Genomic DNA, 13,013 nt, shown 5'->3' with positions numbered 1-13,013 from the left:
GCGGCTCCGAAGAACCGCCCCATGATGCTCAGGCTGATGACTGCCCTTACGATACGGCCGCCGAGAACGGCGTGACTTCCGTACCAGTTGCAGAACCGAAGATGTTGACGGACCAAAGGTTTGGACCAACATCTTCAAGTTCGATGCGATCACCTTTTACGCCGCCCTTGGTGGTGCCGTTCATGGTGATCGTGTCGGTATCGGCCGCTGTCTCGAAGGCAAGGGCCGTATCGCCGGCATCTTGCGCACTAAGGGCGTTGCCCGTCATCACATCAGAGCCGTTGGCGACCTGAATGATGAGGTTGTTGGAGGTGATCGTGGTACCGACGAGGATCGAGTATTTACAACCCGATCCGTAGGCCGCTGGCAGGGTCAGAACAGACCCTGCAGCGCGATTGACCACGACAGAGACATCGGCGTGCGTATTCTGATTGAGCGTCAGAGCGGCCGCCGTGATGGCTACGGGATAGTAAGACATCTGGGGTTCTCCTTAGCTCGATGCCGACATGCCGAAGAGGTCAGCGATGACCCCCAGGCCTTTTTCGTTCTTGGGCTTCAGCGTGCCTTCGCCGATCAGGACACCCTTGTCCGCATCGCCCGTCTTGGCGACGTCCTTGTCTTCCTGGATCTTGCGGAGCCAGAGGAATTCAAGGAATTCGGTGTCGATGAGGAAGGCATTACGGGCCAGTGCGGCCGTCGCCATGACGCGGTCGGGCTGGATCATGATCGTACCGAACGGACCTTCGTAGTAGTCCGCCGATGCAACGATGGTGTTGCGCTCGCCACCCTTCGACACGGCATACCGGAACGGCGCAACGTTGGCGTCCGACATGAACGTGACGAACACCGACTTGATGTACGGCGCGCCGACCAGGTGCTGGAAGTTCGCACCGCTGGTGAAGCCGGACGACATCGCACTGTCGAGCAGTGTCTTGGTGAACGCGCGCTGCGTACCGTTGGTCGGAGCGACCGTCAGGCCCGTACCAGAGTTGAACCCGCCGTTGACACCACCAGCGCCACGCGAGGCGTTCGTGGTGATCCAGGTGGGCAGACCGCCCAGCTTGCGGATGGCGCCGCCCTGTGAGGCCTGCGGCGATACAATGGCGAACTCGACATCCTTGCGGAGCTCGACGCCCTTCTTCAGCTTCTGGTACTTGCGCTTCTGCACATTGCCGGCTTCAGAAACGACTTCCTGAGTGCCGGAGATTGCCCAGCTCTTGCGCATGATCTGGGTATAGTCGCCGTACCGGCCGGGCGGCGTGATGGCGTCGAAATTGTATTCGGCACCTTCAGGCACGACGTTTTCGGCAGGCGGTGCGAGTTCGTCCACATCCCATTCAGGGTGAACGGAGACGCACTTGCCTTTCTCGATCATAGAGTAGATCGGGGTGTCTTCCGGCGTAATGCGCGACACGACGTCGGAAAGCTCTTCGCGGTTCCCGACGGCATTCGTCGTCAGGAATGTGTTGGTAACAACAGCCATGTTGGTGATCCTTCGATGATGGCCCTATTCGAAGTCGATCGACATTGCGTCCTTGATCGACCCGGTTTGATCCAACCGTTTCATCGCAGTCTGATTCTGGCGGGCTTGCGCCGCCGCCGGTCCCGTGGCTCTCGCCCGTGGCACGGCATTCGGCGCGTTGTTGACCTTCTCCAACGCCTGGCGCCTGTCCCTCTCAGCCTTCAGGCCGAGACGGGCATAGTGGACCATCTTGAACAGCCGATGGTCTGTTGCCTGGGCGGTTTCCTCTTGCGAATACCCGAACTCGGCAGCCGTCTCGAACGCATTGTTGAAGAACGTTTGGCGGGCCTTTGGATCTGCAAGCTTGGGAAAGGTCTTGAGCAGCTCTGCGTTCTCGCTGTTGAGGCGTTCCTGCTTCTGCTCGTTCGTCAGCTGTTGACCGACCTGCTGCGGCTGTTGGGCAAGCTCGATGATCTGCGAGACTTGCGTCATCGCGGAATCATAGATCGCCTTCTGCCGGGTGTACTCTGCAGGGTCTTTGACCGCCAGGATGGTCTGCGGCTCTTCGGGCAACTGATTAGCCAGAAAGTCTGCGATAGCACGCGCCGTGTTCGACACGCTGGTTGACATAGTCTCAAGAGTGCGGCCGCGATTGGCCACTTCCTGTGTCTTGGTGCGGTAGTCTCGCTCACGCATGTAGCCGAGCTTCAGTTCCTTCACAGGAACCTGCTCACCACCCTTGATGGTAACGACGAGGTCATCGTTCGGGTCGCCTGCTTCGGGCTCTTCGCCCGTGGCTTCCAGATCGAGCTCTTCGTCAGCGTTCGCACCGGTCTCTTGATCGCCTCCGGCAATCTCATCCGTCTCGGGCTCGATCCCTTGTTCCCTGCCCTGCGGGTTGGCCTGTTCGCGCTCTTCGTCGCCAGGCTCCCAGAAGTTCAGGTTTTCGGGGTTGTCGATATCGGTCGAGGGTTCAACGGTTTTGCTCCCGCCGCCTGGCAGGTTGGCACTCTCGTCTGTCATGGCTTGTCCTTCTAGACGTTCGGCGCGGGCGTTATGCCGGCGCACTATTCCCGGTAGCCTTGGCTTCCTCGATCAAGAGGTTGAGCTTGCTCCGGAAAGTTCGGATGGCGCGCGTCTCTGCCGCATAGGCGGCGCGCGTCTCATGATCTGTTGCCGATGCTCCTACGCACCGGTTGATTGCTGATGCCTCCATTTCGTCCATCAGGAGGTGGAACAAAGGCATGTCGAGCAGGGTGCGGGCAGCGGCGGCTTTCTCTGCTGGTGTCATCCTGGCTGACCTCCGATATGGACGGCTGGCATGCGGGGACCGCCGAGCATCATCTCAGCCGTGTTCTGCCGGGTCTGGAGCGCAATCTCCTGGTCGATCTGGTACCGCTTCAGTTCCGTGCTGGAATTGATCTTCTCAAGCTCGATCTCGCGATCAACTTCGATCTTGCGCTGGTCGTTTGCCACATCCGCCTGCATCTTCCGCTCTTGGATGGCGATTTCGGCCTTGGCCTTCTCCGCTGCTGGGTCGGGCTTCTGACCTTGCTCGGCTGCGCGCTTCTTGATGGCCTCCAGATCAGGCTTCGAGAAATACAGATCAGTGGACTTCAGACCGGACGCCTCGACGTGCTTCGAGATCGAATTGTAGAGATTGTCCGGCGACACATACGGATTATCGATGGCACCGAATGACGCCAGCAATTCCTTTTGCAAGGCGATGACCACCTGAGTTACGATCATGTCGCGCTCACGGGTACCGGCGCCAAGGCCAGTGTTCACCGTGGCGTCCATCTCCGCATTCCAGTAGCGCGGGTCAACCTCGACCCATTCGTCTCTCAGGCGCACCACACGGGGCTTATCCTGGTGCTTGATTGTGAGGCGTAGCAGGCCTTTGAAGACCTTCTTCAGGCCGTTGGCGATTGTGCTGACCATAAGCTCGGTCTGACCGATCCCCGCCTGTTCGATCATGGCGGAGGCCTTGGCCGTGACGTTCTGCAGCGCATCTGCCGCCATGCCGCTCGATGCGTCTGAAATCCCGGTGCGGTCTGTGATTTCATTGTCGAGATAAGTCAGCATGCCGAAAGACTGCTGAGCGACGAAGGGGACCGTCGAGAAGCCAACAGCATCGGCGACACTGACCCCGTTCGACACGCGGATCGGCTGGCCGAACTTAGGGTTCAACACTGATTCCGGGTTCTCGATCGTCCCTTCCTGGACAATCGGCTGTTGCATGTTCTGCCAATAGAGGTTGTCGAGCGTCTGGCGCAGCAGGACCGTCTTGATCTTCTGCAGGTCCTTCGTGTCGTCCGTGATCGATGTGCCTTCGCGCTCGTGCGGTCGATCCTCAGAGACGATGTCCGCAAACGGCACCTCGTCGCACTCCTCGTCTTCGAGCAGGTACTTGGCCTTGATGCCGCCTGCGTAGACCTGCCGCCGCAGTTCAGCGATGCCGTCGTCGTCGGCATCAATACGAACGTACAGCTCGTAATACTCGACCTCCTGCATGGCCTTGGCGCTGGTGTCCGACTCCGCCTCGACGTACCGGCGTCGGGTGCTCTCCTCCGCATCCTTGTCGCCGTTGCTCTCGGTCGCGGCCGGGATGTCATCGATCATGGCCCGGTCATAGCCCAGAGCGACCAGATCACTTCGGCGCAGCCGCTTGTTGATCCCGGTAATCGGGCTTTCGTCGATGTCGATCGCATCTGGATGGATCAGGAACTCTTCAGGCGGCACCGCCCCAAGGCGCGTGCATCCCAGTTCCTTACGGCGCCGGATCTTCACATCGTACATCGTTTGCGGCTGTGGGCCTTCGGGCGTGTCGATCATCTCGACTGTCTGGGCTTGCTCCAAGACTGTGATGTCGTCACCTGAAACCAGCTGGACTACAGCGTCCTCGCTCAAGCCCGTGTGCTTCGATACCGAGACCACAATCTTCTTGTCGTACCACCAGCGAATAACGCCGTTGCGAAGCTTCAGGGCGTCATTGACCGCATCCTTGACCGCCTTGTAGCCATTGCTCTCGGGGAACACGATGTTGTTGATGTAGTCGGTCGATTGTTCTGCGCCTGCCTCATCACCCGGCCCCACCGGCTGATACTCGACAATCTTGTCGCTTCCCAAGATGGTCCGAATGATCGAGGGCAGCACCTTCTTGATTGTGGTCCGAACATCGCGTGAGATGACCTGCGAGCGGCCTACAGGCGCCTCCACGTCCTTCATCACGCCATCGTAGTATTCGGTCGCCGTCTGGCGGTCCTTGGACAACTGGCCCCGATAGCTCTCGCAATCCTTGACCAAGCCATTGACCAGCTTGGACATCTCCTCATCGGACATTGCCATCAGACTACCTTCGTTGCTTTGAAGTCCCACGAACTTGCGGGCTTATTCACCACGGCCTTGCGCTTCATCATCAGCCCGTATCGAGAGGCAGAGATGACGTCGTCGTGGAGTTTCACAATCTTGCCGTCCTTGCGGTGATAGAGACGACGCTCTTCAAGCCAGAGACCGCAGGTCCGGAACACCTTCCAGCGTCCGGTCAGCATGCGGTCCAGCATGTCAGTGACGCCCGCCTCGACGCTGTTACCGCCATCGTCGAAGGTCGCCCGCTCCGGAAGCATCTTCAGCCCCTGAGCCTTGTACTGGCTTGCAAGGTTCTCGCCCGCTGCAGTGTCGTTGTTGCCATCGTGAGGCCATGCCCATGGCAGCCAGTTACCCCAAGGCTTCAGTGCGGCCGAATGGAACACCGGTGTGGCTTGCCGCTTGCGATAGTCCTTCGTCACGTAGATGACGTCGGCATCACGGTCCCAAGCAAGGTTGACGGCAGCCGTCGGGTGATCCCATCCGAAGTCGAGCCCGCCAATCTGCGGCCAGTGTTTCGGAATATCGAACGGCTCGACGATGATGTCCTCTTCCAGAACCGGAAAGACAATACCCGAGCCGAGCGTTGGAATGCCTTTGGCGCGCGCCTCACGTTCATGCGCCGGGTAGCTGGCGACAATCTTCGCTCTCTGCTCCGGTGTGTAATGTTCTGCATCGTCGATCGTCATCGAAGTGACGTGCCGCGCTTCTGTCCCGATCTCATCGGCCGCCGGCATGATAAACCTCGCGACGACGGTGGACATGCCAAGCAGGGGCGTGAAAGTAGTCTGAGCGAACTGTCCGCGCTGACCATTGTTAGTTCGGGTCAGTCCCTCGCTGTAAATGTCTTCCGGGGGCTCTTCATCGAACCATATCCCGTCAACAGTCGGTCCCTGCCACTTCTCGCGGCCCTTCTCGTAGGCTTTGAAGGCAACAACGCTGTCTTGTGCCTGGACGTCACCGCCTCCGCCCCACCGAACGACGACATTGTCGAGCAGGTCGGGCACACCCATCGCTCTCGATCGATCCCGGATGCAATCGGCAGGGATAAAGCCGGTGCCCCACTCCGCTTCCTTGGCAGGCGGGCCAACCAGGATGCGCTGCGGATTATCCCGCGTGCTTTCGCCTGTGACAGATCCGGCCCAGAGCAACGGAGGGCTATTGAACGTTGCACCGTCCCACCAGTCCGGATAACGGCCGGTTAGATGCATTGCCCATTCGGCACCGCCCGCAACCGTCTTGCCGAGCTGGTTGCCTGCCATAAAAAGACGCTCTGACTTCGTGGCGCCGGCCGTGTGGAACTCTATCTGCTTCCGGTATGGGAAGTAGAACCGGAGCTTATTTGTCCGTTTCCTTCGTCCCTGTTCCTCCAGAAGCACCATCAGCTCCTGCTTTTCCGAGAAGTTGAGTGATGCGAGCATCGAGCTGTTCCTCTGGCATCGTCTGCAAGCTGCCCGAAACGTTCAGGTCCAGCTTTTCGCCGTACTTCTTCGGTTTCAGCTTGCCGGCCATCCACTTGCGGGCATCGATGCGGAGTTGAGAGCGGCGGATTGCCTCGCCGTTCTCGCGCCATCCAAGGTTTTCGCCATCATCGTTCTTGCGCTCCATCCAGTCGTTCTGACCGTCGTCGGCAATCGTGAGGATGTCGTCGAACAGAGCGTCGGCCTGGGCCTCGCGGGCGCGTGCGTATTTGTCCGAGAACTCTTTGCGCTCCGACAGCCATTTGAACACTGAAGACTTGGACGGCATCGCATCATCGATGCATATCGCCTTTAGGCTTTCCCCGTCAGCAATGCGCTCACAAATCCGATCGGCCGTAGCCTGTTTGAACGATGTTGGTCTGCCCATGCCGACTACGCTTCCAGATCGTCCTGAGAGACCGGAACGAACCCCTTGAACTCCGGCTCGTAGACAAAGCGGTCATGCCCGCCTTCAGTGAGTACGTAGTAGCCGATCGAGTAATCAAGCTCCTGCGTGAAGCCGTCAGCCTCCTGCTTTTCGCCTTCCTTGGCTTTCGGGGCTGGAACAACAGTGACGCGCTGCGGAGAGAACCGGCTCCAGAAGCTCTGTGTCGGCGTGATGACCTCGTCCCCGACATTGATTGTGCCCGCTTCCTGATGGAGTGCGGTGATCTTGCCGGCGTCTACCGTGCCGAAGCGGCTTTGGTACTTCTTCATGGCTGGTCCTTCCGTGGCTGCGTCTGTTCCAGTATCCGCTGGAGGTCATGCCACTGCCGGTCCTGTCGTGACTGACAGGAGGCGAGGAGAACAAAAGCAGCTAGAATGATTGCTCTGGCTATGTGTAAGTCCTAACTGGAATAGTCTCTGGCTGAGGCTCTCTGCGGCTTTGTCGGATTTTTCGGGAACTGCAGAGTCGCAAGAATCGTTTCACCTCCGAAAGGAGATCAAAGATGTCCAACTCAAAGGCAAAAACCCCACTGGAAACGAAGGCTGTCTCTTACGGCGGTAGCTATGACGTTGCGTACTTTGCGAAAAAGCATGGGCTATCCATGAAGGATGCGCTTCGTCTCATCAAAACTCACGGCTCGGACCGTGATGCGGCCGATAGGGCCGCGCAAAGGTTTCATCACTAGCGTCATCTGGTGGAACCTTAGACCCACGCGCCAGTTCCGCAGAGCAGTCCGCTCTGAGGAGATAAACATGACGAAGTCAGCGAAACTTGCCATCGCACTGCCCATCCTTCTTGCGGTGGTACTGCTTCTCAAAATAATTGTCGGCTTGAGTTCCGATGCCGATTTACCGGCGACGGGCAAAGGCGTGGTCGATTCGGCAGAGCCGGGCGGTTAAGCCCGGCTCTCCATTTCTTCCAACGCGCCTAGTCTCATTTTGTTCTCTTGACAGAACCAAAAATGGTCGTTTCGAAAACAACTGCGAACGGTTCCCGAACGGATTAAGGACATCCTTAACAAACAACAGGGTGCCTACTTCCTTTGGAGGAAGTCTCTAGCTGTGGATAACCGAAGCCAAAGGGCGATCCTTAGCTCGCCAAGGGGCACCTACGAAGATGTGAGCAAATTTGCGCGAATCTTGATCACTAATGGAACGTAATGGACGCCCACCAAGCCCTACATGAATACCCGAGTGGAACGCAAGGCTTCGGCCAAGGCAGGCGATGCGTTGCAGGATGGAACGGCTGGGCCTCCCCCGGCCTTCTCAGGCAACGACTGCCTGCCTTCCTGATTGATGTGCCCTACTGCCGGCCCAAGAGTTTACGAGGACCGATTTCAGGCTACCGAGCCGTCGCCCGATCTGCAATTCATCCGGTGATCATTGCCACCGGACCAGCCAACAGAGGGCTTCTATCCGCCCGCGTCTCTATGGCTGCACTCTCTATGCCGCCTGCTGCCGCCTCTTGTTGGCGTCCTTGCAACGGGGATTTTTGTTTCTGCTTCTCGGCACAATAGTAATACCTTGCAGATGCAACTTAAATGAGCCAACTTCCGCCGATCGCCCACACACGAACTCACCGGAGCCAGAATGAAACTCTTTATTGCGAAACTGACGTACAAGAACGGCGATCGGGCTCATCCTTGGTCGCTGTTCGCCAGTACTTATGCCGATGCGGTCGCACGCCTTGAGCAAGGATCACGATCGGACGAATTTTCTCAGATCGCGGTCAAGGAGCGGCCGATAACAGAGGCATCAATTTACGGCAGAGATCCACAAAACGCTGACGGAGCCATCCTGGAACATCCAGAAATTGTCTGGGTTTCAGAAGATTGATTGGCTCCACGTGAGCAATGTAGGAGTTCAAATTGAGCCTGATCGATTACCGCGAACGCTTGATACGAGCGAAAAAAGACAGCGAAGATCAACTGGTTTGGATGGTCGAGCAAAAGGTCAAAACACAAAGCCGCACCGGCGATGAGCCATGGATAGATACGACCGAAGCAGATCTCGCCCGTCACAAAAGCAACATCGCGTTGTATGAAGAGTTGATTAGGGCAGTCGATCTCCGGCTCGCTGATGAAGCCCTCAAATAAGCCACCCAACCGGCATTGGGGTTGACACGTTTTCAGCGAATCGGGGGCATGAGAACTCTTAGGTTTAACAACATGTTGTACCAATTTTAGTCAACAACTCATCTCGGGATGGGAGCTTTTGGGGTCAATATGCGGTCAAGTGAATTTTTATTTTTTTTGTTTTTTCTTAGATAACTTCCGACAAGAAAATCAAAGCTCTTGATTCAAAAGCGATTCCTACTTGCCGGCCTGCGGTCCATGCAGGAGACGCAATGCCAGTCAACGCCAAGCGCCTTCAAAGTGTTAAAAATCACGATTGATCTTGGCTCTACGCGCTGTGCATTATCGAAAAAGGCCGAGGCAACGACAGTGTCTCACAAACACCTGAACGTCGCGCCTCGGCCTTGGTACGACAGTCGCTCGACTGCAACCGCGCGAGGGGATGGATTGGCAGGAACCGGTTCATCCCCAAGCGGACTTATCTTGCTACAAGTCGCCTGTCAGAGCAAACCCCCAGATGTAATGAATTTGCCCGCACCCGGATTTCCCGGTGATCGACTACACAGCGTCGCGGGTGGGCAGGGTCGAGGGCAACCAAAAGGCCGGTTGAACTCAGCGGCCTGATTTGTCGCCGGACGCAATTCCAACGTTGGAAACATATGAGAGGGGTTTGCGTCGAAAGTCAACATCATTTCGATTGCGAAACGATCATATGAACCGAAAATGTTTGGCACAGGCAACAAGGTCCTGCTCCAGAACCACGGCCACATCCCGCTTGTTGATACCGTGCTTCATTCCGATCTGGGCAGCTGTCAGTCCGGACGCGCAATAGTCCGTCAGGCGTGAGCTGACTAACATGCCTAGGACTGGCAACGCGACATTGAGCTCGTCCATTGCATCGAGCCGCTTGTCAGGGATGCCCTTCCAGCCGGCACCAATGTTGCCGCCCAGGTCAGGGGATGAAACCGACGCCATCCCTGCCCGTTCCCACAGCCGGGCGTAGTGTGTCCCCGCATGATAGAGATAGATTCCGCTACCGCCGCGACCATATCGCCACTCGAACGTCCCTGGCAGCGATCGGACGGACTGCCTCGTCGTGCGGCTACCCGAGACCTTGACGCTGACCTTGCTGATTTTGGTTCCGTCGCATCCAGGTGTCGTCGGCTTTGCCTTCTGCGCTTGTCTGCTCAAAGTTTGAAATCCTTCAACTGGTCAATGATCTGCTTGCGGTTGCCGACGTCTGTCCGGCCTTTTGGCGACGTTCTGTTGGCGTAAGCCTGTGGGAGGCCAATTGTCAGCTCGCGAACCGTGAAGCCTTTGGAGCGAAGCGCTATGACCTCACTCCTGCATTCCGCCTCGTCCATACGCTGCTGGTGCACTTCCTGCCGGCCGTTCTCAATCCTATTGATGCGCCAGTTATGATAGGCGCCATCATGCATGCGGTAGAATTCATAGGACACGACAACGGCAGTTGGCCGGAATTTGCGGGCGCCGTCGCTTCTGTTTGCAAGCCGGGCAACGTTGTCCTTGCCAAGGAGCTTTTCCATCATGCGACGCTGAACGTCCTCGGGGAGATGATCGATCATTGACCAGCACCCCGCCCCGTTGCTGCCGGCCACAGCGGCGCTATCCCGCAAAGTGACCGGTATCCTTCGGTCTCTGGCACGTATTCAAGCGTCACATCACCCTTGCGTCCGGACCATGAGAAGCGGGCCTTCTTGATCCAGACGACAGTTTCCTTCAGGTCCGGATCTGGAACATCGATGACAATGCCGTGGTCGGGCTTGTTGTACCAAGCCGCAGAGCCTTCGATGTCGTAGAGCGTCGGGGTGCGAGCCTCACCGCCCTTCCCCACGTCCTTGGTCGGATGTGCCAGGACAATAGCCAGAACCTGATGCTTGAGGGCGAAGCGCCTGATCTGGCGAAGAGCCCGATTGACGTACTGGGTCTCGCTCTCGTGCTTCGGACGCGCATGTTCAACCTCATTCCAAGGATCGATGACCAGCACCTTGATGCCGTGACGCATGACGGCATCGGCAGCCTTCTCCAGCAGCCACTCCAGTGTCATGTCATCGTCGTCATCCCCGGACGGGTCAGCGTCAATGAAAACGAAATGGTCCTGGATGAACTCGTCTGCTGCACTTACAGCATGACGGCTCCAATCCTTCGACGCTAGGCCAGAGACCGCGAGGCGGAGTTTGTAACGTAGCGCCGGCACCGTCGGGATCTCGAACGATGCGACGGCGATCCGCCATCCGTGAGCCCTCGCCAGATTGACGCAGAGGTTCATCGTCCAGGTCGATTTGCCGTGACCGGGAATGCCGGTGACAACCAGCAGTTCACCAAGCCAAACCTTGATGTAATCATCCATGCAGGGCCAGCCGGTCGAGTAGGCCTTAGGTTCATCGACCTCGGGGTAATCCGACAGCTGGTAAACACCCTTGACCGGATAGGGCTTCGCGTCATTGATGACCCTGACGACGGCGTCAGGGCCAAGCTGCATGCGAACGTCGTTTAGATCCTTGCAGCCTTCCGGATAGACGACGAAAGCACACCGAGCGGCACCAAGGCGTCGGACTAGTTCGGCAGCAAGACGTCGGCCCGGTCCATCGCTGTCCACCGCCAGGATGAACCGCTTGATGCGCTTGATCCGGTCGCGGTTGTTGTAGACGTATTCGAACTTGCCGTGCCGATCGTCTTCGGGATTTGCGTCGTCGAGGTTCTCCGGGTCTTCGCCATCCCGTACTGGAGGCGCGCCGTCCGGAACCGAGACCGTGCAATGAAATCCGCAGTCGATCGACGTGAGAGCGTCTATCTCGCCCTCGGTGATGACCAAGGCCTTCCGGCCGTCTTCCAATGCGGCATCGTCCATGCAGTCGGCGTTCCAGAACGTCTTGCGACCCCCCTTCCGCTGCCAGAACTTCTTGCCTGGCGCCCGGTACTTCTCGCCGACCGCCTTGCCACCGTCAATGAACGGGAACACCACGATGTTGCCGGTCGGGTCCGGCTCGACGGATGTTTCGCCGTCGGTGTTCGCGACCGATCTACCCGTATAGGCGCCGGAAAGAACGGCTATTTCCGGGTCGATCTGCCGGCTTTGGAAGGCCTTGACTCCGTATGGTCCCAGAACGTTCGTCATAAAAATCTCCGCCGTGAAATCCGCAATGATGGCAGTTGAAGCGGACGCCATCGGTCCCGATCTGCACCGAGAGGCAGGGCTCCCGTTTGTTCTTCCGGCCCGGCGAACACTCTGGGCAGGTCGTCTTCTGGTTGCCGCTGACGGTCCGCCTCAGGCGTATTCCGTGGGCGGACAGGATCTGATCGGGTGATTTCATATTCGGCCTTCACGGCGCGCTGGGGCGCCGCCTCCTGCCTCCCGGTTCGCCTTCGCCGCGCTGGCACGATCCACGGCTTCCCGTTCTTTTTTTGCCAAAGCTCCACTGACGGCGACAAACCACTTTGAGCCTTTGGTTCCGGCCCACTCGTCCAGCGCCCAAAGCTCTGCCTCCAGCCCAAGGTGAGGAAATGCCTTCTTCCACCGGGCTAGGTCCGTTTCGTTGAGACGGATGGAATTTGCTTCAAAGGCGAGAGGGCCGGACGTCGAAGGCGGCGCAACGACAACGTCGTTACTTTCTTCTTCTCTTCCTTTCCCTTCCCTTCCCTTCCCTTCGTGCCCTGTAACAGTGTCAGTGACATCGCCTGTAACAGGCTCAGTAACAGCGCTAGTGGCTGTGTCTGTAACTGCCGCTGTAACAGCACCGGTCCGCTTATCCTCTGCAGCCTGTCGTGCAGCTTCTGTCCGCTTGCTGTTCTTGCGGAGTTTACCGGCTGCGTCTGTCGCATGTTCTGTGACAGTCCTATGGTAAACACGACCGTCGCGTGTTTCCCAACCCTCCAGGAGCATTGGCCGAAGCTCTTCCCACTTGTCTGGGCTGCACATCGCTGCATCGGCAAGAACGTCGTCATCGTCCTCGATGCTGCCGGCCGGCACCTCGTGCCATGCCCGCATCCATAGATTCATGAGATAAAAGCCGAGTTCGGGTCGGCGGCGGCATCGCAACCACGTTTTGGACTTGCGCAGCTGCTCAACCTGCAAAGGCATGTAAGGCAGGCACCGAACGTCGATCTGTTCTGCGTTGCCTATCATGCGGCGCCGTCCGGGATCGCGGCGCCGGGCCGCGTGCGATGGACTGGGAATATTGC

Annotated in this window: 15 protein-coding genes; 4 read left to right on the top strand and 11 right to left on the bottom strand. The window is 58.0% G+C overall.

Annotation, left to right across the window (positions count from 1 at the left end; all coding sequences use genetic code 11):
* Positions 1 to 46: 46 nt before the first annotated feature.
* The 8 genes from ACP7BS_RS11245 to ACP7BS_RS11210 are packed head-to-tail and all read right to left on the bottom strand — an operon-like array spanning position 47 to position 7,005.
* Entirely contained in the window at positions 47 to 478 is a 432-nt protein-coding gene (locus tag ACP7BS_RS11245) for a hypothetical protein (RefSeq protein WP_426238166.1), read from the bottom strand.
* Between the two features lie 12 nt (positions 479 to 490).
* The gene (locus ACP7BS_RS11240) at positions 491 to 1,483 is read right to left on the bottom strand and encodes a DUF5309 domain-containing protein (RefSeq protein WP_426238164.1); all 993 of its coding nucleotides are present in this window, start codon (positions 1,481 to 1,483) and stop codon (positions 491 to 493) included.
* Positions 1,484 to 1,507: 24 nt separating this feature from the next.
* A complete protein-coding gene (locus ACP7BS_RS11235; RefSeq protein ID WP_426238162.1) occupies positions 1,508 to 2,485 on the bottom strand; it encodes a hypothetical protein in 978 nt (325 codons plus the stop codon).
* Between the two features lie 31 nt (positions 2,486 to 2,516).
* On the bottom strand, positions 2,517 to 2,753 hold the full coding sequence (locus ACP7BS_RS11230; protein WP_426238160.1) for a hypothetical protein: 237 nt from the start codon (positions 2,751 to 2,753) through the stop codon (positions 2,517 to 2,519).
* Entirely contained in the window at positions 2,750 to 4,813 is a 2,064-nt protein-coding gene (locus ACP7BS_RS11225; RefSeq protein WP_426238390.1) for a portal protein, read from the bottom strand. Before ACP7BS_RS11225 ends, ACP7BS_RS11230 begins: the two co-directional genes overlap by 4 nt.
* Entirely contained in the window at positions 4,810 to 6,249 is a 1,440-nt protein-coding gene (locus tag ACP7BS_RS11220; RefSeq protein WP_426238159.1) for a terminase large subunit domain-containing protein, read from the bottom strand. The genes ACP7BS_RS11225 and ACP7BS_RS11220 overlap by 4 nt, the downstream gene beginning before the upstream one ends.
* A complete protein-coding gene (locus tag ACP7BS_RS11215; protein ID WP_426238157.1) occupies positions 6,167 to 6,676 on the bottom strand; it encodes a terminase small subunit protein in 510 nt (169 codons plus the stop codon). The genes ACP7BS_RS11220 and ACP7BS_RS11215 overlap by 83 nt, the downstream gene beginning before the upstream one ends.
* 5 nt (positions 6,677 to 6,681) lie before the next feature.
* The gene (locus tag ACP7BS_RS11210) at positions 6,682 to 7,005 is read right to left on the bottom strand and encodes a hypothetical protein (protein WP_426238155.1); all 324 of its coding nucleotides are present in this window, start codon (positions 7,003 to 7,005) and stop codon (positions 6,682 to 6,684) included.
* Between the two features lie 483 nt (positions 7,006 to 7,488).
* Between ACP7BS_RS11210 and ACP7BS_RS11205 the strand changes: the two genes are divergently transcribed.
* From ACP7BS_RS11205 to ACP7BS_RS11195, 3 genes are all read left to right on the top strand, one after another.
* Positions 7,489 to 7,635 (top strand): hypothetical protein, encoded by a 147-nt coding sequence (locus ACP7BS_RS11205; RefSeq protein WP_426238153.1) that lies wholly within the window; start codon positions 7,489 to 7,491, stop codon positions 7,633 to 7,635.
* Between the two features lie 690 nt (positions 7,636 to 8,325).
* The gene (locus ACP7BS_RS11200; protein WP_426238151.1) at positions 8,326 to 8,571 is read left to right on the top strand and encodes a hypothetical protein; all 246 of its coding nucleotides are present in this window, start codon (positions 8,326 to 8,328) and stop codon (positions 8,569 to 8,571) included.
* A gap of 32 nt (positions 8,572 to 8,603) precedes the next feature.
* Complete coding sequence (locus ACP7BS_RS11195; RefSeq protein ID WP_426238149.1) at positions 8,604 to 8,831, top strand: hypothetical protein; 228 nt, start codon at positions 8,604 to 8,606, stop codon at positions 8,829 to 8,831.
* 687 nt (positions 8,832 to 9,518) lie between these two features.
* Here ACP7BS_RS11195 and ACP7BS_RS11190 read toward each other — a convergent pair.
* Entirely contained in the window at positions 9,519 to 9,785 is a 267-nt protein-coding gene (locus ACP7BS_RS11190; protein WP_426238398.1) for a hypothetical protein, read from the bottom strand.
* 191 nt (positions 9,786 to 9,976) lie between these two features.
* Here ACP7BS_RS11190 and ACP7BS_RS11185 point away from each other — a divergent pair, with 191 nt between their 5' ends.
* Complete coding sequence (locus tag ACP7BS_RS11185) at positions 9,977 to 10,399, top strand: hypothetical protein (protein ID WP_426238147.1); 423 nt, start codon at positions 9,977 to 9,979, stop codon at positions 10,397 to 10,399.
* Here ACP7BS_RS11185 and ACP7BS_RS11180 read toward each other — a convergent pair.
* Complete coding sequence (locus ACP7BS_RS11180) at positions 10,393 to 11,949, bottom strand: AAA family ATPase (protein WP_426238145.1); 1,557 nt, start codon at positions 11,947 to 11,949, stop codon at positions 10,393 to 10,395. The genes ACP7BS_RS11185 and ACP7BS_RS11180 overlap by 7 nt on opposite strands.
* Positions 11,950 to 12,141: 192 nt before the next feature.
* Positions 12,142 to 12,957, bottom strand: a complete 816-nt coding sequence (locus ACP7BS_RS11175; protein WP_426238143.1) for a DUF1376 domain-containing protein — start codon at positions 12,955 to 12,957, stop codon at positions 12,142 to 12,144.
* Between the last annotated feature and the right edge of the window lie 56 nt (positions 12,958 to 13,013).

The organism is Pararhizobium sp. DWP1-1-3 (genome assembly GCF_049896125.1).
GTDB lineage: Bacteria > Pseudomonadota > Alphaproteobacteria > Rhizobiales > Rhizobiaceae > Pararhizobium.
The sequence above is the reverse complement of the archived record's forward strand: the minus strand, read 5'-3'. Positions and strand labels throughout refer to the sequence as shown.